Raw genomic sequence first — 19,429 nt, 5'->3', positions numbered from 1 at the left:
AATTTGCACGAATCTGAAAATCTCAATTTTTTATAAGCCATTGATTTACAGGGATATTTTAATAAATCAGGAGCTGGCACAATCACTGCACCTATCACTTCATGCTTGCCAAATTGAGCCAACGGAGCTGATAGACATGAGCCTGATCCAAGATAAATTCGCTTCAGTATTCTCCAACTACGACGTCACCACCCAGCCACGTCCAGACGGCGGCATCCTGCTGACACTGCGCAATGGTGAGGGCAAACAGGTCAAGCGTTCGATCTCCTACCAGCAGTTGCACACTGCCGACCAACTTACTTGGGTGATCAGTGCCATTCGCCGCGACCTGGCCGAACAAGCCAGTGACCTGCCGCAAATTTCGATGCTGCAAAGCCAGAACCGCTTTGCCCTGCCGACTTACCATTCGGCTTAAGTACTGCACATAAAAAAGGGCCGCGACGCCGTTGAGCGTCGCGGCCCTTTTTCGTTGAGGTCAGCACAGGCCTTGGCGCGCGGCCTCGTTCATCGCCTGTACACGGTTGGTGACTTCCAATTTTCCGTAGATATTGCGCAGGTGAAATTTGACGGTAGCCTCGGACGTCGCACGGATCTGACTGATTTCCCAGACCGTCTTGCCCTCGGAAGCCCAGCGTAAGATCTCCAATTCCGCTGGGGTCAGCGGCTTGCCGGACAAGCTCAGGCGCCTCCTGAGCGCGTTGGGCACGAAATACGGTGGCGGACACGGCTCCTCTGGCCCATTCATTACATTTCTCCTTCTTTTTGGCTGATCTCCTATCACCCTTCGGATTCCTCCTATTGACAGGTGATACAACTGGTGCCGCAAAGAGTTACATAACGAATGGTTTCAGTGCGCATTGGCCGCGATAAACAGCCAAGCCCTACAAGCAACTAAGCCTCTTCCCACAACAATTTCCAACTTGGCGGGGTTGAACATTCCAGCTGCCTGGTTTCAATCATCCAAACCTGGGAAACGGCTGGCAATATCATCGCCGGTGAATGCCGGGACCGCCCCTTGCACCGTTTTAGCTAAGTGCAGTGTGACCAAGTGGGGGTTCTCGCCCATATCAAACCAGTGCGCCATGCCGGCCGGGATCGCCAGCAGGTCGTTTTTCTCACAGCGCACGGCATATACGTAGTCGCCTATGTGCAGGCTGAAAAGGCCCTGGCCAGCGATGAAAAAACGCACTTCATCTTCGCTGTAACGGCGCTCAGAGAGGAACCGAGCCCGCAGCTCGTCCTTCTGCGGGTGGTCGCTTGTGACACTGAATACTGCCACCGAGACGTCGCCCAGCGCGTCGATCTGCGGCTGATAGGCGGCAATCATTTCAGCCTCGCTGGCGCCCTTCTCGATCGGGCTGGGCTGCCAGCGCTCGAACCGCACACCGTGCTCGGCCAGGGTCGCGGCGATGTCTTCGGCATGGGTCAAGACCTTGTTCGGCGTATACGGTGAAGCGACGTGGTAGACAGCGACATAACTCATTGAAGGGTTCCTTGGTTCTGTTCGTGCAATCGAAGACCCATGATAACGGCCGCGGCCAGGGCGGCGACGCTGGCAATACTAAAGGTGAAGGTCGGCCCCAACAGGTTCCAGCTATAACCGGAATACAGCGCGCCCAGCGCACCGCCGGTGCCGGCCAAAGCGGCGTACAGCGCCTGGCCCTGGCCTTGTTGTTTATCGCCGAAGCTGCGTTGCACAAAGGCAATCGCCGCTGCATGAAAGCTGCCGAAGGTAGCCGCGTGCATGACCTGCGCCAATAGCAGCACCCAAAGAAATTCGGCAAACGAGCCCAGCAGTAACCAGCGCAGCGCCGCCAATAGGAAACTGGCCAGCAACACCCGACGTACCGAGAAGCGCGTGAGGATGCGGCTCATGGCCAGGAACATCAGCACTTCGGCCACTACTCCCAAGGCCCACAGCATGCCGATCACGCCACGGCTGTAGCCCAAGTGCTCAAGGTGGAGCGTGAGAAAGGTGTAATACGGCCCATGGCTCATCTGCATCAGCGCGACACAGGCGTAAAAGGCCAACACGCCTGGGCTACGCAGTTGCTTGAGGAAACCCTCACCGGCAAGGCGATTACCCTGGCTGGCAGGCTGCGCATTCGGCACCCACAGGCTGGCGCCAATAATCCCGGCCATGATCACCACGACCACCACCGGGTAGATATCCAGGCTCAGCCAGTCGAACAGCCGGCCCATGATCACCACGGTGAGGATAAAGCCGATGGAGCCCCACAAACGTACCTGACTGTAGCGTGACGTCTGTTTTTGCAGATGCGCGAGCGTGATCACTTCAAACTGCGGCAGCACCGCGTGCCAGAAGAACGCATGCAGGGCCATCACCAAAGCCAGCCAGGCATAGGTCTTGCTGACGAAAATCAGCGAAAAGCTGACCAAGGTGCACACTGCGCCAAAACGCACGATGGCCAGGCGGCGGCCGGTATAGTCGCCCAGCCAGCCCCACAGGTTGGGTGCCACGCAGCGCATCAGCATGGGGATGGCCACCAGCTCGCCGATACGCGCGCTGGAAAAGCCCAAGTGATCGAAGTACAGCGCCAGGAACGGCGCCGTCGCCCCCAGCAGGGCGAAGTAGAACAGGTAGAAGCTGGAGAGGCGCCAATAAGGGAGCGCTGTCACAACCAGCCCGTCACAGCTGGCCCAGTACCGGAGTGCTCACCTGCACCTCAGCATTTTGCCCACGGTTGCGCAGCAGGTGGTCCATTAACACGATGGCCATCATTGCCTCGGCAATGGGCGTAGCCCGGATGCCAACGCACGGGTCGTGGCGGCCCTTGGTGATCACATCCACCGGGTTACCGTTTACGTCAATCGAGCGGCCTGGGGTGGTGATGCTCGACGTGGCCTTGAGCGCCAGGTGCGCAACGATTGGCTGACCGGAAGAAATGCCCCCAAGGATGCCACCGGCATTGTTGCTGAGGAAACCTTGTGGGGTCATCTCATCGCGGTGCTCGGTGCCGCGCTGGGACACACACGCGAAGCCTGCGCCGATTTCCACGCCTTTTACGGCGTTGATGCTCATCAGTGCATGGGCCAGTTCTGCATCCAGACGGTCGAAGATCGGCTCGCCCAGGCCTGGCTTGACGCCCTCGGCGACCACAGTGATCTTGGCGCCGACGGAGTCCTGGTCGCGGCGCAACTGGTCCATATAGGCTTCCAGTTCCGGCACTTTATCCGGGTCAGGACAGAAGAAAGCGTTGTCATCCACGCTGTCCCAGGTCTTGAACGGGATTTCAATCGGGCCCAACTGGCTCATGTAGCCACGGATCACGATGCCCTGGGTGGCCAGGTATTTCTTGGCGATGGCGCCAGCGGCCACGCGCATGGCGGTTTCGCGCGCGGAACTGCGGCCACCGCCACGGTAGTCGCGTTCGCCGTATTTGTGGTGATAGGTGTAGTCGGCGTGGGCCGGTCGGAACAGGTCCTTGATCGCCGAATAGTCTTTGGACTTCTGGTCGGTGTTACGGATCAGCAGGCCGATGGCGCAACCGGTGGTACGACCTTCGAAGACGCCGGAGAGGATCTCGACTTCGTCGGGCTCCTGGCGCTGGGTGGTGTGGCGACTGGTGCCGGGTTTGCGGCGGTCGAGGTCGCGCTGCAGGTCCTCCAGGGACAGTTCCAGGCCGGGCGGGCAGCCGTCGACAATGGCGACCAACGCCGGGCCGTGGCTTTCGCCTGCGGTGGTGACAGTGAACAGCTTGCCGAAGGTATTGCCGGACATGCAGGGCGCTCCGTGAAATCAGTTGTAATCACTCGGGGGTGATAACCAAGCGCGCCAGTATACGCGGGCCAACCGACTAGTTCATCCTCGAAACCTTACCGGTCGGCACAGGTCCAACCGACACTTCACCAATGATGGCGCGATGATGCTGCGAGTTTTGCTGTTTACCCTCACCCTGTTTACCGCCGTGGCCCACGCCGCGTCCCCCGTCGTACTGCAACGGCCCATCAGCCTGGACACCGGCAGCGGCGAGCTGTTTGGTTCGCTGCTGCTGCCCCAATCCGACCATCCGGTGCCCGTGGTGCTGATTATCGCGGGCTCCGGTCCCACCGACCGCAACGGCAACAGTGCCGACGGCGCGCGCAACGACAGTCTCAAGCGCCTGGCGTGGGTGCTGGCACGACACAACATCGCCAGCGTGCGCTACGACAAGCGCGGTGTGGCCGCAAGCCTCGCCGCCACACCTGACGAGCGTAACCTGACCCTCGACGCCTACGTGGCCGACGCAGTGGCCTGGGGCAACATGCTCAAGGCCGACAAACGCATGGGCCCGCTGATTGTGCTGGGCCACAGCGAAGGCGCGCTGGTCGCCGCCCTCGCCGCCCCGCAACTCGACCCGGCCGGTGTGATCTCCCTGTCAGGTAGCGCTCGTCCGGTGGACCAGGTCATCCGCCAGCAACTGGCCGATCACTTGCCCCCTGCCCTGCTGCTGCGCAGTAATGAAATCCTCGATCACCTCAAGGCCGGTCAGGTGGATGCCGATGTACCTGGCCCGCTGGAGGCTATTTTCCGACCCAGTGTGCAGCCTTACCTGATCAGCCTGTTCCGCGCCGATCCGTCCGCGGCCTTTGCCAAACTGCGCATGCCGGCACTGATCGTCCAGGGCACCAACGATATACAGGTCGGTGTCGGTGACGCCCAGCAACTGAAAAGGGCCAAGCCTGATGCCGAGCTGACGGTGATCGAAGGCATGAACCACGTCATGCGCATCGTGCCCAATGACGTGAAGCAGCAATTGGCCTCCTACAATGACCCGCAATTACCCCTCGCCGCAGAGCTGGGCAACCGCGTGGTGCGCTTTATCGCCGGACTTCAACCCCGTTAAGCGACAATTTGCCTCCAGTCCTCGTAAAAACGGCCGATAAGCCAAGAGTCGACAGCAAAAAGACTGTCGGCTGGCTGGGCTTGGACAGGATCGCGCCGCATGACAACCACTGAAGCAACACCAGAACCGACCGCCGATACCCCGGCTGAAAAAACCGAGGCCGTCGACGCGGCGCCTCTGCCGTGGGCGGATGTCCAGGCCGAACATTTCAAGATGCTGCGCCTGGCCCCCCTGGCCACCGACCGCGCCACTGGCCTGCGGCCGTTGCGGTTCGTGCAGTTCGGCTATGCCGAGCGCAATGACAAGCAACACAGCCTGTTGCGCATGGTCATTCAGTTGCCCGGCCAGCGTGTGCGTCGCGAACAAAACCACTTGGATATCTGGGTCGACCACGACACCCATCGCGTGCATTTCGGTCCGGGCAACAGCCTGGAAATCGAGCCGGCCAACCGGGGCATCGGCCGTTTCCTCGTGGCTCAAGGCGCTGCCTGGGCTAAGAAGAAGTGGTCGCACTACCGCGTCGACGGCGTCGACCTGGCCAACAAGGACGCACTCAACGAAGCCACGCGCCTGCGCCGCGACCACTTCTTGCGCATTCAGGGTTTTGATGTGGCGTATGCCGATGTGCAGCACCTCAAAGGCAACGTACAGCCAGGCAAGGTCGGTGATGTGCTGGACAGTTGGAACACTGAGAAGGTGCAGTTCGTCGAGATCCTCGAAGCCGCGCAGATGCTGCAACAGGCCGAACAGAACCTGTTGGAACAGGAAGTGAAGCTGCGCAAGGAAGAGGAAAAAGTCACCAAGTTCAAGCGCGAGGACAGCGGGCTACGTTTCACCATCACCTGTCTGGTGGCGTTTACGGTGTTCCAGGCAGGGCTGTTGATCTGGATTGCGACACACCGCTAATAGGTTGCACTGCAATAAAAATGTGGGAGGGGGCTTGCCCCCAACAGCGGTGTATTCAGTCATGAATGTGTTGACTGAGACACTACCATCGGGGGCAAGCCCCCTCCCACACTGACCGCATGACCCACTCAGACCCTGGCGGCAAAGACGGCCTGATGCGCCCGGCACTGCTCGGCCGTGAGCATGAACACCCCGTGCCCGCCCCGCTGGAACTCCAGCCAAGCAAAGTCCACCTCTGGGTACAACGCCTCAACGTGCACCTGGCTGTTGCCCACTTCTACGATCAGCAAACCCTTCTCGGTCAGATGGTCCGCCGCTTCGGCGAGCATCCGGCGCACCAGGTTCAAACCGTCATCGCCACAGGCCAGTCCCAACTCCGGCTCATGCTGGTATTCGTCCGGCATGTCGGCGAAGTCTTCAGCGTCCACATACGGCGGGTTTGACACGATCAGGTCGAAACGCTGGCCTGGCAGGCCGTCGAAACCATCACCCTGCACGGTGTATACGCGCTCGTCGATGCCGTGACGCTCGATGTTCTGGTTGGCCACTTCCAATGCTTCGAAGGACAAGTCACCCAACACGACCTCGGCGTCCTGGAACTCGTAGGCGCAGGCGATGCCGATGCAACCTGAGCCGGTGCACAGATCGAGGATGCGCGCCGGCGGTTGGGCCAGCCACGGTTCGAAGCGGTTTTCGATCAGTTCGCCGATGGGGGAACGCGGGATCAACACACGCTTGTCGACGATAAACGACATGCCGCAGAACCAGGCCTCACCCAGCAGGTAGGCGGTCGGCACGCGCTCATGGATACGGCGGTGAAGCAGGCGTTGCACATGGGAGACTTCCTCTTCTTCCAGGTTGCAGTCCAGGTAACTGTCGGCAATTTCCCACGGCAGGCTCAAGGCGCCGAGCACCAATTGCCGGGCTTCATCCCAGGCGTTGTCGGTGCCATGGCCGAAAAACAGGTCTTCCCCATGGAAACGGCTGACAGCCCAACGGATATGGTCGCGCAAGGTGCGCAGGCGGGAAGTGATCACGGGGGCAGACTCCTGGAAAAAACGACTGGCGATTCTAACAGCCTTCGCCTGTACCGACGATGTACGAAAACTTGGCGCCACCCATCGGATTTCATCCAATTTGCCAGCATTGTGTTAAACAAGCCCGCCTCTTGACATGGCTGCACGCCAGCAACGGCGTACCTTACGATGGTAGCGATTCACAGAACCGCTCAGCCAGTGGACAATGTCGCAAAAGCCCCCCTCACAGGAGCCCCAGAATGTCCGTTCCAAAGACGATGTTTCAACTCAGCGGTCGCGGTTACGCAGCAGCCAACCTGAACCATGCGACCCTCGTGATCATCGACGCCCAGAAGGAATACCTCAGCGGTCCACTCGCCCTCTCGGGCATGGACGCGGCGGTCGACCATATCAAGCAACTTGTGACCTCAGCGCGCAACGCTGGCCGTCCGATCGTGCATGTGCGCCACCTGGGTACCGTCGGTGGCCTGTTCGACCCTCAGGGCGAACGCGGTGAGTTCATTCCCGGCCTTGAGCCTCAAGGCGACGAAACCATTATCGGCAAGCTTCTGCCCAGCGCCTTTCATGGCACCGGCCTGGAAAAGCACCTGCAAGACCTCGGTTCCCTGGACCTGATCGTCTGCGGTTTCATGAGCCATTCCAGCGTCAGCACCACCGTGCGCGCGGCCAAGAACCTGGGCTTTCGCTGCACCCTGGTGGAAGACGCCTGCGCCACCCGCGACCTGCCTTACAAAGGCGGCATCCTGAGTGCCGAGCACGTACAGCAAACCGAAATGGCCATCATGGCCGACAACTTCGCCACCCTTGCGCTGACCAAAGATCTGATCTGATCGCCCTTCTGATGAGCGGCGCGGCAATGTTTATTGCCCCGCTCATCCGCTAAGCCTTTTGATTTGGCGCATTTGCCTCGGGTACAGGAACAAGCTGCGTATCTTCCGGTCGAAGGGCCGATACCCTGGAGGAAAGGTCGGAATGAAGATATCCGATGGATTTGACGCTCGTCGCTTGCGACCAAAGGGCCCGAGTAACTGGCGTCTGCGTCTGGTGGCCGGCATTGCCGCGTTGCTGGCGATTGTAGGTTTGTTGCTTGCGGGCGCTGGTGGCGCCGGCTTGTTTGGTCATTCACCGGCCCTTGGCGAACTGAATGCCAGCCCCGGTGGCTCTGCCCTCCTGCTGGGCATCGGCGTGCTGGTGCTGTGGCTGGGCGTGTGGTTGTGGCGTCGTAGCCGTCGGAAAATGCGCCAGCCGTTATCACTGAATATCGCTGCACACCTGATGAAAAAACACGACTGATGGCGCTTGGATAGCGTTTCCTGCGCCCGGCCGCCGCGAATTAGGTAAACTGCCCGCCCTTCGCGGAGGCCGACATGCAAGACGACGATTTTTCCCTGTTCAAAAACGAGCTGCGCGGCGTCAAGCCGATCAAGCACGACCGCGCCGATACCGGCAAACCCAAGGCTGATCGGGCGCAAATCGCCAAACTGCGCCAGGCCGCGACCGTGCGCACCGACGCCACCACCGTGGATGGCCTGTCGGACCAATTCGTGATCGACGTCGGCCCCGAAGACGAGTTGATGTGGGCCCGCGATGGCGTGCAGGAAAGCCAGATGCGCAAGCTCAAGGTCGGCCAGATCCCCTTCGAAGGTAGCCTCGACCTGCACGGCATGACCGTGGAGAAAGCCCGGGAAACCCTGTGGGCCTTTCTCGCTGAAGCCACCAAATTCGAAATCCGCTGTGTACGCGTCACCCACGGCAAAGCCGTGCGGCTGGACGGTAAGCGACCGATGATCAAAAGCCACGTCAACACCTGGCTGCGCCAACACGCTCAGGTGCTGGGCTTCACCTCCTGCCAGGCCCGCCACGGCGGTGCGGGGGCGGTGTATGTGATGCTCAAGCGTACGATGATGGAAGGCCGTGACGAGTAACAAGTGACATCGTCAGGCTTGCAGCGATGTGTCCGCCACCGTAACCTTGCGCTTTGCGAAAATCCCACAGGTAGTTTCATGTCCCTGGAACAGAATTACACCGCGATCCTCGGCCAACTCGGCGAGGACGTCTCCCGCGAGGGCCTGCTCGACACGCCAAAACGTGCCGCCAAGGCGATGCAGTACCTCTGCCGCGGTTATGAGCAGACGCTGGAAGAAGTCACCAACGGTGCCTTGTTCAGCTCCGACAACAGCGAAATGGTGCTGGTCAAGGACATCGAGTTGTACTCGCTGTGCGAACACCACCTGCTGCCGTTTATCGGCAAGGCCCACGTCGCGTACATCCCGAGTGGCAAAGTGCTGGGCCTGTCCAAGGTCGCGCGGATTGTCGACATGTATGCGCGCCGCCTGCAGATCCAGGAAAACCTCAGCCGCCAGATCGCTGATGCCGTGATGCAAGTGACCGGCGCCCTGGGCGTGGCGGTGGTGATCGAAGCTAAGCACATGTGCATGATGATGCGCGGTGTGGAGAAACAGAATTCGTCGATGATCACGTCTGTGATGCTGGGTGAGTTCCGCGAAAACGCGGCCACTCGCAGCGAGTTCCTCAGCCTGATCAAGTAATAGGCTGCGCAGAAAAAGACCGGCGTTCATCGCCGGTTTTTTTTCGCCTGCAGAATTAAGGTAAGCTGCGGCCCCTTCTTCATGGGCAAGAGGTTTCAGCCATGTTCGTCAAAGCACTTCGAGTGGGCCTCGGCCACGTCATCATCGCCGGCGACTTACTTACCCGTCCGCGCAAAAAGCAGCGCCCTGCCGAACAACAGGCGCAGGTGAACGCAGCGGCCAAGGACCTGACCCTGTATCAATTCCACGCCTGCCCGTTCTGTGTGAAGACCCGCCGCACCCTGCACCGCCTGAATGTGCCGGTGGCGCTGAAGGATGCGAAGAACAACGAGCAGGACCGCCAGACCCTGCTGGAGCAAGGCGGCAAGATCAAGGTGCCGTGCCTGCGCATCGAAGAAAACGGCCAGACCACTTGGATGTATGACTCCAAGGTGATCATCGATTACCTCGATAAGCGGTTTGCCGCGATCTGACAAACATCGCAAAACTAATGTGGGAGGGGGCTTGCCCCCGATGAGGGAGTGTCAGTCACTGGATTAGCCGACTGACACTCCGCTATCGGGGGGCAAGCCCCCTCCCACATTCAGTCCAGTGTTATCAATTCCAGATCCAGCAGCGCCGAGCCCAGGCACTTGCCGTGCGCATCCAGCGCCAGCGAGCGAGTCACCCCGCCACGCAGGATCCCCGGCAGCACAAAGTTCAACGCCTGCACGTTCGGCAATTCATAGCGTCGAACCGGTGCCGCACCCGGCTCCAACAGCCCGGCGAAGTACGCAGCCACACGCTCGGCCGTGAGCTGCTCACGCAGCAACGGATAATCCTCGGCGCGATAGGCAATGATTGAGACGTTTGAGGTGTCGCCCTTATCCCCGGTGCGGGAATGGGCCAGCGTGTGCAGTTTCATGCTTCGATCCTCGGGCTGACCGCGTCTCGGGGCAGCAGCAACGAGGCCACCGCCACCACTTGCCGTACGCTTTTACTGGCACCGCCGCCGCCGGACGGGCCGTTGGTGTAAAGGGTTTCCACTTCATTACCGACGCGCACCGCGTCCCCTCGGTCTTCACAACGCGCCGCCACGCGCAGACGCACTTCCCAGGGCTCTACGCTGCTGCGTGGACCGTGGAGCGAGTCCATGCCAATCAGTTCGGCGCGTAGGTCTTGCATCTTCACACCCATCAGTTCCAAACGCTTGAGTACGACATCCCGCGCCAGTTGCGCCCGTGCGACTGCACCCGGGCCGCCGTAGGACATCTGCCCCTCACCGATCCAGCCGTCGAGATAACCGACGCTGACCTTCAGTTGCTCGGGTCGCGCACGGCCATTGGCCCCTTGGGCACGCACGCGATCAACCCCCTCTTCGACGAACCCCACCTGGGAAAAATCCGCCGTCACGTCCGGCGTCAGGTACGCCGCCGGATCATGCACTTCGTAGATCAGTTGTTCGGTACACGTCGCGCGGCTGACCCGCCCACCGGAGCCCGCAACCTTGGTGATCACGGCCTCACCGTCAGCATCGATCTCGGCCAACGGGAAACCCAGGCGCGCCAAATCGTCCACATCCTTGAAACCAGGATCGGCAAAATAACCACCGCTGACCTGCCCTGCACACTCCAGCAAATGCCCGACCAATGTGCCACGGCCCAGGCGCAGCCAATCGTCCGCCGTCCAACCGAACTCAAACATCTGCGGGGCCAGGAACAACGACGGATCTGCCACGCGCCCGGTAATCACCACGTCCGCCTCGGCGTGCAACGCATCAATAATACCGTCGACACCCAGGTAGGCATTCGCGGAAATCAACCGCTCACCCAGTGAGCCAACGGTCTGTCCGTTATCGAGCACGTGATCGGGCTGCAGCACTGACAACACGTCGTCACCCACCACAGCTACAACGTTGAGGCTCAACCCCAATTCACTGGCAATCCGCCGCACTTCAAGCGCCGCCGACACCGGGTTGGCCGCGCCCATATTGGTGATCACGCGCAAGCGACGACGCGCGGTCTGCCTTCCAACAAACGGCAACACGCGGCGCATGCGCTCACTCAGCAACGGATCGTAGCCACCCTGTGGATCGCTGATACGGGCCTGTTGCGCCAAGGCGATGGTGCGTTCGGCCAGGCATTCGAACACGAGGTAATCCAGGTCACCGTGTTCGGCCAGTTCCACGGCAGGTTCGATACGGTCGCCGGAGTAGCCGGCGCCGGAACCGATACGCAAGGTTTTCATCTCAGATCACTCCCAGGAGCAACGCAGTCAGGGTCATCAACACTGACGCGGCAAACAGAAAAGGGATGGTAAAGCGCTGGTGATCGGCCAGTTCGATCTTGCACAGGCCCACCAACAGGAAGGTCGCAGGAGTCAGCGGGCTGACCGGGAAACCGGTGGTGTGCACGCCCAGCAACGAGGCTTGGGCCACTTGCAGCGGGTCGACGCCCAAGGCCTTGCCGACTTCGGCGATCACCGGCATCACGCCGAAATAGTAGGAATCGGGGTCAAACAACATGCTCAGCGGCATCGACAGAAAGCCCACGACTGCCGGGATCAGCTTTCCGTGGCCGGCCGGAATCTGCGCCACCGCCACTTCGGCAATCGCCTTGAGCATGCCGGTGCCTTGCATGATGCCGGTGAACACCCCGGCGGCGAGCAGGATGCTGGCCATGGTCAGGGCGGTTTTCGCATGGGCGTCGATGCGGGCACGCTGGGCGTCGACATTCGGGTAGTTGATGCACAGCGCCACCACGGTGCCGAGCATGAACATCACCACCGGGTCGACCCAACCGGCAATCATCACCACCATCACCAGCACAGTGAGGATCAGGTTGACCCAGAACAGGCGCGGCCGACGCAGCTTGATGTCGTCGTCGCTGAGCACCCGTTGCGGCATCGCATCCACGCTGGAGCCAGCGCCCAGGCCCAGGCGTTTTTCTTCACGATGGCCGAGCCACCAGGCACAGGCGAAGACAAAGATCAGGCCGACGATCTGCACCGGGATCAGCGGTTGGAACAGGTCCGCCACGGGCACATGCAACGCTGCCGAAGAGCGCAGCACCGGGCCGGTCCAGGGCAAAAAGTTGACGCCGGCGGCCATAGCGCACACACAGGCGAGGATGCGTTTGTCGATCCCCAGCCGCGTGTACAGCGGCAGCATCGCGGGCACCGTGACCAAAAACGTTACCGCGCCGGAACCGTCCAGATGCACCAGCAGGGCCAGGGTCGCGGTACCGACGACGATGCGTGTTGGACGCGTCCCGACCGTACGCAGGATGCGATCAATGATGGGGTCGAGCATGCCGGCATCGGTCATGATCCCGAAAAATAGAATCGCAAACACAAACATGCCCACCACCGGGGCGACGTTCTTGATCCCCGTAATGATGAAGGCACTGGTTTGCAGGCCGAACCCGCCGAGCAGCGCGGCGATGATCGGCAAGGCGATCAGGGCCACCAGTGGTGAGAGGCGTTTGCTCATGACGGCAGCGAGCAGGCACAGGATGGTAATGACACCCAGGGTTGCGAGCATGGGTTACTCCAGAGCGGCCTTTTTGGCCGGTTATTGTTTTCCCTGGAGTATTGGAAGCGCGTTACTCTTTGTAAATTGGAATATTCACCACCGTATGTTCGGAAAAACAAAATGAAGCCGCGCCTATGAAAAATAGCATCCAGCATATTCAAGCCTTCCTCGCAGTCGCCCGTACCGGCAGCTTTACCAAGGCGGCCAATGAGCTGCATCTGTCGCCTTCGGCACTCACGGTTCAGGTTCAGCAATTGGAAGATTGGCTGGGTGTCACCCTGCTCGACCGCAGCCCGCGCCATGTCAGCATCACCGCTGCCGGCCAGGAGGCACGTGGCCCCATGGAAAAATTGCTGCTGGACCTGGACAACATTGTCACCGGCTCGCGCGACCTCGCCGCCCTGCGCCGAGGGGTGGTCACCATCGCCGCCCTGCCCTCAGTGTGCGCTGGCGCCCTGCCGCCGGCCTTGCGCCTGTTTCGCGAACGCTTCGCCGGCATCGAAGTACGGTTGCATGACCTGGTCGCCCACCGCATTCATGCCCAGGTGCGCGCAGGGGAAGTGGATTTTGGCATCGGCGTACGTGCACGACTCAGCCATGGACTGGATTTTCTGCCGGTGCTGAATGATCGGTTGTGTGCGTTTGTACCGCTGGATCATCCTCTCGCCCACCATCGCCAGTTGACCCTGGAGCAATTGGCAGACCAGCCGATCATCCTCACCGGGCGCGACAGCAGTGTGCGTGAGCACGTGGATGCGCTGTTTGATGAAACACGGCTGACGCTGAACGCCGGCATGGAGGCCAACTACATGTCGACGGTGCTGGCGTTGGTGCGCCAGGGGCTGGGAATCAGTGTGCTGCCGGAGTCGGCGGCGGACAGTCTGGAAGGGTTGAAACGCATCAACATCGATCATCCCGGAGTGAACAGGGAGATCGGGTTGATCAGTCGAAGCGGGATGGGGCTGAGCCCGGCGGCCCAGCGGTGTTTTGAGCTCCTGAGCCAGACACTGCCCGGCTGATGCACTATCACGGCTATGGCGTGTATTTTCCCTGCCGGCACTGGCGCGTTTCAGCAAACTGAATCGGCCCCCCACCGGCGCACAACACGAGATTTAAGACATGGAAGAAACACTGATACTGGTGGACGGGAACGATCGTCAAATCGGTACTGGTTTAAAGCTGCAGGTGCACCGTGAAGGGCTGCTGCACCGAGCGTTTTCCATTTTCATATTCGACCACAAAGGTCGGCTGCTCCTGCAACGGCGCGCTGCCGGCAAATATCACTCCGCGAACCTATGGACGAATACGTGCTGCGGGCATCCGCGCCCCGGCGAAGAGACTGAACACGCCGCCCATCGACGGCTCGGTGAAGAGATGGGTTTGGCCTGCCCTTTGCGTGAGGTTATGACGCTGACCTACCAGGCCCGCGTCCCAGGGAATTTGATCGAGCATGAGTTCGATCATATTTATATCGGCACGTTTGATGGCGAACCGCAGGCCAACCCAACCGAGGCCTCTGAATGGCGCTGGATAGAAATCCCGGCCTTGCAGCAGTGGGTCGACACCGCGCCCGAAGCGTTGACCGCCTGGTTCAACGTCATCCTCGCTCACCCGGCCTGTCGGCTGGAAGACTGGCGACTGCAGGCCATGATGGAAAATCCCCACGCGCCTTTCGCGTACCAGGATGAAATCCTTCCCCAGGTATCGCGCACGTTTGCTTTGACCATTCCTCAATTGCCGGCCGAACTTCGCCCGGCAGTAGCTAATGCCTATCTGCTGTGCCGAATGGCAGACACCATAGAAGACGAACCCGGTCTCACGTCCGCTCAAAAACGCTATTACCAACGTCGGTATTTTGAGGTGATCAGTGGCCAGGGGGACGCAAAATGCTTGAGCGATGAATTGACTCAGCACCTGACGGAGCAAACCCTTGCAGCCGAGCGCGAGCTGATCAGACATATGCCTTTGATATTGGCCGTTAACGACACGCTCAATCCGGCCAAGCGAAGGGCGATCCTTGATTGTCTGAACATAATGACCACAGGGATGGCCGAGTTTCAGGACAAGGCCGGTCTACAGGGATTGGCTACACGCACGGAGTTGGACCGCTACTGCTATTACGTAGCGGGCGTTGTCGGAGAGACACTAACCGAGTTTTTCATCGACTTTGAGCCGCAACTGTCAACGCAACGCGAAACCCTGAAACACCTGGCACGTTCATTCGGCACCGGGTTGCAGTTGACCAATATTCTCAAGGATCAGTGGGAGGATCGCTGCCGTGGGGTGTGTTGGCTGCCGCAGGATCTACTGGCCGAATATCATCTGCAGCCTTGCGTTTTGCAGGCCGGAGTCCGTGATCCCAAGCATGTCCAAGTTGTAGGGCAAATGGTTGGCACCGCCAACGCTCACTTACAGCGAGCGCTGCAGTTTGCGTTGCTGATCCCAGCCAGGCATCCAGGTATTCGTCGGTTCATGGTCTGGACCATCGGCCTGGCGTTGCTGACACTGCGCAACGTCCAGGCACACCCGGAGGCCCCCTCGAAGGTATCCCGCGCAGAAGTGGCCTGGATCATGGGCCTGACTCGATTATCCCAGCGCTCTGACACAGGCCTGCGATGGCTTTACACACTCGCTGCGCGCCAATTGCCTTTCACCGCGCTTGCGCCCGAGCAGCCATCGCCCCCACATCCATAGCCTGTCAGTCCAGCATTGCCACGTGCTTGGGGTGGCTGGCCACGCGCTTCAACCAGGCCTGCACAGCCGGGTACGGCGCTAAATCAAAACCACCTTCATGGGCCACATGGGTGTAGGCATACAGCGCGATATCGGCAATCGAATACTGCTCGCCCACCAGATAGGGCGTGGTTTGCAGTTGCCGCTCCATCACCCGCAATGCCTTGTAGCCGCCTTTGTGGGTGGTTTTGTATTCCTCAAGGCGATCCTCTGGCATGTTCAGGTAAAGCTGAATAAACCGCGCTACCGCAATGTAGGGCTCGTGGCTGTACTGCTCGAAGAACTGCCATTGCAACACTTGCGTGCGCAAACGCGGTTCGATCGGCAAGAACTCGCTGCCGTCGGCGAGGAAGTTGAGGATCGCGTTGGATTCCCACAAGCAAGTACCGTCTTCCAGTTCCAGCACAGGGATTTTGCCGTTGGGGTTCTTGGCCAGGAATTCGGGGGTTTCGGTGTCACCCTTGAGGATGTCCACATCCACCCATTGGTACGGGACGCCCAAGAGGTTAAGCATCAGTTTGATCTTGTAGCAGTTGCCCGACTTGTAATCGCCATAAACCTTATACATGGGGCTCCCCTTATGCCGCTTGCGCGTGCTGTGCTTGACGGACCACCGCGGCCAGGCGCTTGAGACCTTCGTCCAGGCGGGCCGGGTCGATATGGCTGAAGTTGAGTCGCAACGAGCCGAGGTGTTGGTCCGGCTCGGAAAAGAACGGTTCACCGGGCATGAACGCAACGTTCTGGCCCAGCGCTTGGGCCAATAAGGTGCGGGTATCCAGCGGCTGTTTCAAGGTCAGCCAGAAGAATAATCCGCCCTGAGGCACTTGCCAGTCGGCAAGATCGCCAAAATGGCGCTCCAGCGCGGCCTGGAATGCATCGCGGCGCTGGCGGTAAAAACTGCGCAGTTCCACCAGGTGTTGTTGGTATTTTTCGCTGCCGATCCATTGCATCGCCTGCCATTGGCCTACGCGGTTGGTGTGCAGGTCCGCCGATTGCTTGAGCTTGAGCAGGTGCGGGAACAAGTCCGGGCTGGCGATCAGGTAGCCGACCCGCAGGCCAGGCAACAATGTTTTGGACACGGTGCCGGTGTAGATCCAACTGGCCTTTTGCAGGCGACTGACGATGGGGCGCGCACTGCCGCCGTCGAAGGTCAGTTCGCGATAAGGCTCGTCTTCGATCAGGGTCACACCGAACTCATCGAGCAACGCGGCGACCGCCTCGCGCTTGGCCTCGCTGTAGCGCACGGCCGACGGGTTCTGGAACGTGGGGATCAGGTAGATAAACGCCGGGCGATGGCGTTCGAGGCTGGCGCGCAATGCGCTGAAGTTCGGCCCGTCGGCTTCCAACTGGACAGTGAGGCATTCGGCGCCGAACAGTTGGAAGATCTGCAACGCCGCGAGGTACGTCGGGCCTTCCAGCAGAACCTGCGTGCCTTTGTCGATATACAGCTTGGCCGCCAGATCCAGGGTTTGCTGGGAGCCACTGACCACCATGACCTGGCTGGCCTCGCACGGCACGCCCAGTGCCCGCGCCTCGGCGGCCAGTAATTCACGTAATTGTGGTTCGCCTTCGCTCATGCCGTATTGGCCGATATTGAGCGGCATGTCATCCCAGTTCAGCGCAGGCAGCATGGCTTCGGCCGGCAGGCCACCGGCGAACGACATCACTTCCGGACGCTGGGCTGCGGCGAGGATTTCACGGATCAAGGAGCTTTTAAGGCGCGTAACACGTTCGGAGAAGGCCATGGAGGTCACCGCTAGCGAAGGCTGTGGGAAATACGTCAAACTGGTTGACCGAAATTACGACAGCTTGAGCGGATACGTCAACATGCTTGACCTTAAAAACCAAAACAGCCAGCAACAGGCCATGGAAGCGTTCTTCTTCGGCTACCAGGCATTTACCGCCAAGGCTGACGAAATGCTCGAACGTCGAGGCCTGAGTCGAGTGCACCAGCGCATCGTGTTTTTTATCTCGCGCTACCCGGCCTTGAGCGTGAAAGAGCTGCTGGAGTTGCTCGGTGTGAGCAAACAGGCGCTGAACATTCCGCTGCGCCAATTGCAGGAAATGCACTTGGTCGACAGCGTCGCGTCCGAGACCGACAAGCGCAAACGCTTGCTGGAATTGACCGAGGAAGGGCTGCGTTTTGAGCAGTCATTGCGCCGTGAACAGGTGAAGCTGTTGCAACGAGCGTTCAATGAAGCTGGGGAAGAGGCTGTGAATGGATGGTTGGCGGTGAACCAGGCACTGTCTGGTCAGCCGTAATCCCTGTGGCGAACAGGCCGGTTGTGGCGAGCCCGCTTGCCTCACGAGTTGCCTTTCATCTCTTTCGCACACAAAATAGAAAACATTATTTGCTTTCTTTGTATACAAAAGCATAATTCGCTTCGTGCGAGTTCTTGACCTATTGGTCAACAAAGCCCGCCAGTACCTCAAAGCGCTGTTGCCCACTCATGTGACCGGCGCTGGAAATAACAATAAAACTCTTGAGGAGTACTCGCTGTGGATAGCCGCAAATCCGAAGCCCCGACGCTGGACCTTGCCCCCTCATCGAACGGCTGGCTGGAACGCCTGTTCAAGCTGCGCCTGCATGGCACCACAGTGAAGACCGAGCTGATCGCCGGCCTCACCACCTTCATCACCATGGCCTACATCATCTTCGTCAACCCCAACATCATGGCCGACGCCGGCATCGATCACGGCGCGGCGTTCGTTGCTACCTGCATCGCCGCCGCACTCGGTTGTCTGCTGATGGGCCTGTACGCCAACTGGCCGGTTGGGCTGGCGCCCGGCATGGGTTTGAATGCGTTTTTCACCTACACCGTGGTCGGCACTATGGGCTACACCTGGGAAACCGCGCTGGGTGCGGTGTTTATCTCCGGGGTGCTGTTTATGGGCCTGACCCTCTCCCGCGTGCGGGAATGGCTGCTCAACAGCATCCCGGTCAGCCTGCGCCATGCCATGGGCGCCGGGGTCGGCCTGTTTCTCGGTGTGATCGGCCTGAAAACCGCAGGCATCATCGTCGAAAGCCCGGCCACGCTGATCAAGCTCGGCTCGCTGCATGAGCCGGCGCCGCTGTTGGCGGCCGTGTGCTTCCTGCTCATCGCGATCCTCAGCTACCACCGTGTGTTCGGCGCGATTCTCATCAGCATCATCGCCGTAACCCTGGCCGGCTGGGGACTGGGCCTGGTGCACTACAACGGCATCCTCTCCACCCCGCCGAGCCTGGCGCCGACCTGGATGGCGATGGACATCAAGGGTGTGTTCAATGTGAGCATGATCAGCGTGGTGTTCGCCTTCCTGTTTGTGCACATGTTCGACACCGCCGGCACGCTGATGGGCGTTGCGCAACGGGCCGGGCTGGTGAAGGCTGACGGCAAGATCGACAATCTGTCCCGCGCCCTCAAGGCCGACAGCGCCTCCAGCGTGTTCGGCGCCATGGTCGGTGTGCCACCGGTAACCAGCTACGTGGAAAGCGCCGCCGGGGTGGCCGCAGGTGGTCGCACCGGGCTGACTGCCGTGACCGTGGGCGTCCTCTTCGTGGCGGCGATGTTCTTCGCGCCGCTGGCCGGTATGATTCCGGCCTACGCAACCGCCGGTGCGCTGATCTACGTGGCGATGCTGATGATGGCGAGCATGGCGCACATCAATTGGGATGAGGCCACCGACAGCATTCCGGCGATCGTCACCGCGATCATGATGCCGCTGACATTTTCGGTGGCCGACGGCATCGCCTTGGGCTTTATCACCTACGTGGCGCTCAAGGCCGGCACCGGAAAATACCGCGAGATTTCCGCCAGCCTTTGGGTGCTGTGCGTGATTTTTATCGCCAAGTTCGTCTTTCTATAA

At 60.2% G+C, this 19,429-nt stretch carries 22 protein-coding genes; 12 read left to right on the top strand and 10 right to left on the bottom strand.

All coding sequences use genetic code 11. The features are described 5' to 3' along the window. Positions 1 to 136 precede the first annotated feature (136 nt). Positions 137 to 415 (top strand): DUF3509 domain-containing protein, encoded by a 279-nt coding sequence (locus BW43_RS10720; RefSeq protein ID WP_032888048.1) that lies wholly within the window; start codon positions 137 to 139, stop codon positions 413 to 415. Positions 416 to 475: 60 nt separating this feature from the next. Here BW43_RS10720 and BW43_RS10725 read toward each other — a convergent pair whose 3' ends face one another. The 4 genes from BW43_RS10725 to aroC all read right to left on the bottom strand — a co-directional run bounded on the left by BW43_RS10725 (position 476) and on the right by aroC (position 3,742). Further along, positions 476 to 745, bottom strand: coding sequence for a response regulator transcription factor (locus BW43_RS10725; RefSeq protein WP_032888046.1), 270 nt, complete (start codon positions 743 to 745; stop codon positions 476 to 478). A gap of 207 nt (positions 746 to 952) precedes the next feature. Further along, complete coding sequence (locus BW43_RS10730; protein WP_032888044.1) at positions 953 to 1,483, bottom strand: acireductone dioxygenase; 531 nt, start codon at positions 1,481 to 1,483, stop codon at positions 953 to 955. Beyond that, on the bottom strand, positions 1,480 to 2,646 hold the full coding sequence (locus tag BW43_RS10735) for an MFS transporter (protein ID WP_177326446.1): 1,167 nt from the start codon (positions 2,644 to 2,646) through the stop codon (positions 1,480 to 1,482). Before BW43_RS10735 ends, BW43_RS10730 begins: the two co-directional genes overlap by 4 nt. Positions 2,647 to 2,650: 4 nt before the next feature. After that, the gene (aroC, locus tag BW43_RS10740) at positions 2,651 to 3,742 is read right to left on the bottom strand and encodes a chorismate synthase (protein ID WP_032888040.1); all 1,092 of its coding nucleotides are present in this window, start codon (positions 3,740 to 3,742) and stop codon (positions 2,651 to 2,653) included. A gap of 142 nt (positions 3,743 to 3,884) precedes the next feature. Here aroC and BW43_RS10745 point away from each other — a divergent pair, with 142 nt between their 5' ends. Both BW43_RS10745 and BW43_RS10750 read left to right on the top strand, forming a co-directional pair. Beyond that, positions 3,885 to 4,847: an alpha/beta hydrolase gene (locus BW43_RS10745; RefSeq protein ID WP_032888038.1), complete on the top strand. Its 963-nt coding sequence runs from the start codon at positions 3,885 to 3,887 to the stop codon at positions 4,845 to 4,847. 99 nt (positions 4,848 to 4,946) lie between these two features. After that, on the top strand, positions 4,947 to 5,753 hold the full coding sequence (locus BW43_RS10750; protein ID WP_032888036.1) for a hypothetical protein: 807 nt from the start codon (positions 4,947 to 4,949) through the stop codon (positions 5,751 to 5,753). Positions 5,754 to 5,881: 128 nt separating this feature from the next. On the opposite strand, the gene prmB is transcribed toward BW43_RS10750, so the two are convergent. After that, positions 5,882 to 6,790, bottom strand: a complete 909-nt coding sequence (gene prmB / locus BW43_RS10755) for a 50S ribosomal protein L3 N(5)-glutamine methyltransferase (RefSeq protein ID WP_032888035.1) — start codon at positions 6,788 to 6,790, stop codon at positions 5,882 to 5,884. Between the two features lie 239 nt (positions 6,791 to 7,029). Between prmB and BW43_RS10760 the strand changes: the two genes are divergently transcribed. The 5 genes from BW43_RS10760 to BW43_RS10780 all read left to right on the top strand — a co-directional run bounded on the left by BW43_RS10760 (position 7,030) and on the right by BW43_RS10780 (position 9,812). Beyond that, complete coding sequence (locus BW43_RS10760; RefSeq protein WP_032888033.1) at positions 7,030 to 7,620, top strand: cysteine hydrolase family protein; 591 nt, start codon at positions 7,030 to 7,032, stop codon at positions 7,618 to 7,620. Between the two features lie 142 nt (positions 7,621 to 7,762). Further along, positions 7,763 to 8,083, top strand: coding sequence for a hypothetical protein (locus tag BW43_RS10765; protein WP_032888031.1), 321 nt, complete (start codon positions 7,763 to 7,765; stop codon positions 8,081 to 8,083). A 74-nt stretch (positions 8,084 to 8,157) separates the two neighbouring features. Beyond that, positions 8,158 to 8,715 carry a Smr/MutS family protein gene (locus BW43_RS10770; protein ID WP_032888029.1) on the top strand — a complete coding sequence of 186 codons (558 nt, stop codon included), beginning with the start codon at positions 8,158 to 8,160 and terminating at the stop codon, positions 8,713 to 8,715. Positions 8,716 to 8,793: 78 nt separating this feature from the next. Further along, on the top strand, positions 8,794 to 9,339 hold the full coding sequence (gene folE / locus BW43_RS10775; RefSeq protein WP_003442011.1) for a GTP cyclohydrolase I FolE: 546 nt from the start codon (positions 8,794 to 8,796) through the stop codon (positions 9,337 to 9,339). Positions 9,340 to 9,440: 101 nt separating this feature from the next. After that, entirely contained in the window at positions 9,441 to 9,812 is a 372-nt protein-coding gene (locus BW43_RS10780) for a glutathione S-transferase N-terminal domain-containing protein (RefSeq protein WP_032888027.1), read from the top strand. A 110-nt stretch (positions 9,813 to 9,922) separates the two neighbouring features. Here BW43_RS10780 and BW43_RS10785 read toward each other — a convergent pair whose 3' ends face one another. The 3 genes from BW43_RS10785 to BW43_RS10795 are packed head-to-tail and all read right to left on the bottom strand — an operon-like array spanning position 9,923 to position 12,859. Continuing rightward, positions 9,923 to 10,243, bottom strand: a complete 321-nt coding sequence (locus tag BW43_RS10785) for a hypothetical protein (RefSeq protein WP_032888025.1) — start codon at positions 10,241 to 10,243, stop codon at positions 9,923 to 9,925. Continuing rightward, a complete protein-coding gene (locus BW43_RS10790) occupies positions 10,240 to 11,565 on the bottom strand; it encodes an acyclic terpene utilization AtuA family protein (RefSeq protein ID WP_032888023.1) in 1,326 nt (441 codons plus the stop codon). Before BW43_RS10790 ends, BW43_RS10785 begins: the two co-directional genes overlap by 4 nt. A 1-nt stretch (position 11,566) precedes the next feature. After that, complete coding sequence (locus BW43_RS10795; protein ID WP_032888022.1) at positions 11,567 to 12,859, bottom strand: CitMHS family transporter; 1,293 nt, start codon at positions 12,857 to 12,859, stop codon at positions 11,567 to 11,569. A gap of 125 nt (positions 12,860 to 12,984) precedes the next feature. Between BW43_RS10795 and BW43_RS10800 the strand changes: the two genes are divergently transcribed. Next, on the top strand, positions 12,985 to 13,869 hold the full coding sequence (locus BW43_RS10800; protein ID WP_032888020.1) for a LysR family transcriptional regulator: 885 nt from the start codon (positions 12,985 to 12,987) through the stop codon (positions 13,867 to 13,869). 100 nt (positions 13,870 to 13,969) lie between these two features. Next, a complete protein-coding gene (idi, locus tag BW43_RS0127575) occupies positions 13,970 to 15,544 on the top strand; it encodes an isopentenyl-diphosphate Delta-isomerase (protein WP_256226540.1) in 1,575 nt (524 codons plus the stop codon). A 4-nt stretch (positions 15,545 to 15,548) separates the two neighbouring features. Here idi and BW43_RS10805 read toward each other — a convergent pair whose 3' ends face one another. Together BW43_RS10805 and BW43_RS10810 are read right to left on the bottom strand one after the other, a co-directional pair. Then, on the bottom strand, positions 15,549 to 16,151 hold the full coding sequence (locus tag BW43_RS10805) for a glutathione S-transferase family protein (RefSeq protein ID WP_032888018.1): 603 nt from the start codon (positions 16,149 to 16,151) through the stop codon (positions 15,549 to 15,551). 10 nt (positions 16,152 to 16,161) lie between these two features. Next, positions 16,162 to 17,328 carry a PLP-dependent aminotransferase family protein gene (locus BW43_RS10810; RefSeq protein WP_032888016.1) on the bottom strand — a complete coding sequence of 389 codons (1,167 nt, stop codon included), beginning with the start codon at positions 17,326 to 17,328 and terminating at the stop codon, positions 16,162 to 16,164. Between the two features lie 82 nt (positions 17,329 to 17,410). Between BW43_RS10810 and BW43_RS10815 the strand changes: the two genes are divergently transcribed. Then, positions 17,411 to 17,845 (top strand): MarR family winged helix-turn-helix transcriptional regulator, encoded by a 435-nt coding sequence (locus tag BW43_RS10815; protein ID WP_032888098.1) that lies wholly within the window; start codon positions 17,411 to 17,413, stop codon positions 17,843 to 17,845. Positions 17,846 to 18,082: 237 nt separating this feature from the next. Beyond that, positions 18,083 to 19,429 carry an NCS2 family permease gene (locus BW43_RS10820; RefSeq protein ID WP_032888014.1) on the top strand — a complete coding sequence of 449 codons (1,347 nt, stop codon included), beginning with the start codon at positions 18,083 to 18,085 and terminating at the stop codon, positions 19,427 to 19,429.

Origin of the sequence: Pseudomonas sp. RIT357, from assembly GCF_000632245.1 — a bacterium.
Lineage (GTDB): Bacteria > Pseudomonadota > Gammaproteobacteria > Pseudomonadales > Pseudomonadaceae > Aquipseudomonas > Aquipseudomonas sivasensis.
This window is presented reverse-complemented; position numbering and strand designations above follow the sequence as displayed.

What these genes read in the sequence shown, in the direction of transcription:
- BW43_RS10800 (WP_032888020.1), top strand. Translation starts at nt 12,985, where the DNA reads ATGAAAAATAGCATCCAGCATATTCAAGCCTTCCTCGCAGTCGCCCGT.
- BW43_RS10785 (WP_032888025.1), bottom strand. Translation starts at nt 10,243, where the DNA reads ATGAAACTGCACACGCTGGCCCATTCCCGCACCGGGGATAAGGGCGAC.
- BW43_RS10815 (WP_032888098.1), top strand. Translation starts at nt 17,411, where the DNA reads ATGCTTGACCTTAAAAACCAAAACAGCCAGCAACAGGCCATGGAAGCG.
- BW43_RS10805 (WP_032888018.1), bottom strand. Translation starts at nt 16,151, where the DNA reads ATGTATAAGGTTTATGGCGATTACAAGTCGGGCAACTGCTACAAGATC.
- BW43_RS10790 (WP_032888023.1), bottom strand. Translation starts at nt 11,565, where the DNA reads ATGAAAACCTTGCGTATCGGTTCCGGCGCCGGCTACTCCGGCGACCGT.
- BW43_RS10750 (WP_032888036.1), top strand. Translation starts at nt 4,947, where the DNA reads ATGACAACCACTGAAGCAACACCAGAACCGACCGCCGATACCCCGGCT.
- BW43_RS10725 (WP_032888046.1), bottom strand. Translation starts at nt 745, where the DNA reads ATGAATGGGCCAGAGGAGCCGTGTCCGCCACCGTATTTCGTGCCCAAC.
- BW43_RS10765 (WP_032888031.1), top strand. Translation starts at nt 7,763, where the DNA reads ATGAAGATATCCGATGGATTTGACGCTCGTCGCTTGCGACCAAAGGGC.
- BW43_RS10720 (WP_032888048.1), top strand. Translation starts at nt 137, where the DNA reads ATGAGCCTGATCCAAGATAAATTCGCTTCAGTATTCTCCAACTACGAC.
- BW43_RS10795 (WP_032888022.1), bottom strand. Translation starts at nt 12,859, where the DNA reads ATGCTCGCAACCCTGGGTGTCATTACCATCCTGTGCCTGCTCGCTGCC.
- BW43_RS10730 (WP_032888044.1), bottom strand. Translation starts at nt 1,483, where the DNA reads ATGAGTTATGTCGCTGTCTACCACGTCGCTTCACCGTATACGCCGAAC.
- BW43_RS10745 (WP_032888038.1), top strand. Translation starts at nt 3,885, where the DNA reads ATGATGCTGCGAGTTTTGCTGTTTACCCTCACCCTGTTTACCGCCGTG.
- BW43_RS10770 (WP_032888029.1), top strand. Translation starts at nt 8,158, where the DNA reads ATGCAAGACGACGATTTTTCCCTGTTCAAAAACGAGCTGCGCGGCGTC.
- folE (WP_003442011.1), top strand. Translation starts at nt 8,794, where the DNA reads ATGTCCCTGGAACAGAATTACACCGCGATCCTCGGCCAACTCGGCGAG.
- BW43_RS10810 (WP_032888016.1), bottom strand. Translation starts at nt 17,328, where the DNA reads ATGGCCTTCTCCGAACGTGTTACGCGCCTTAAAAGCTCCTTGATCCGT.
- BW43_RS10760 (WP_032888033.1), top strand. Translation starts at nt 7,030, where the DNA reads ATGTCCGTTCCAAAGACGATGTTTCAACTCAGCGGTCGCGGTTACGCA.
- idi (WP_256226540.1), top strand. Translation starts at nt 13,970, where the DNA reads ATGGAAGAAACACTGATACTGGTGGACGGGAACGATCGTCAAATCGGT.
- BW43_RS10780 (WP_032888027.1), top strand. Translation starts at nt 9,441, where the DNA reads ATGTTCGTCAAAGCACTTCGAGTGGGCCTCGGCCACGTCATCATCGCC.
- aroC (WP_032888040.1), bottom strand. Translation starts at nt 3,742, where the DNA reads ATGTCCGGCAATACCTTCGGCAAGCTGTTCACTGTCACCACCGCAGGC.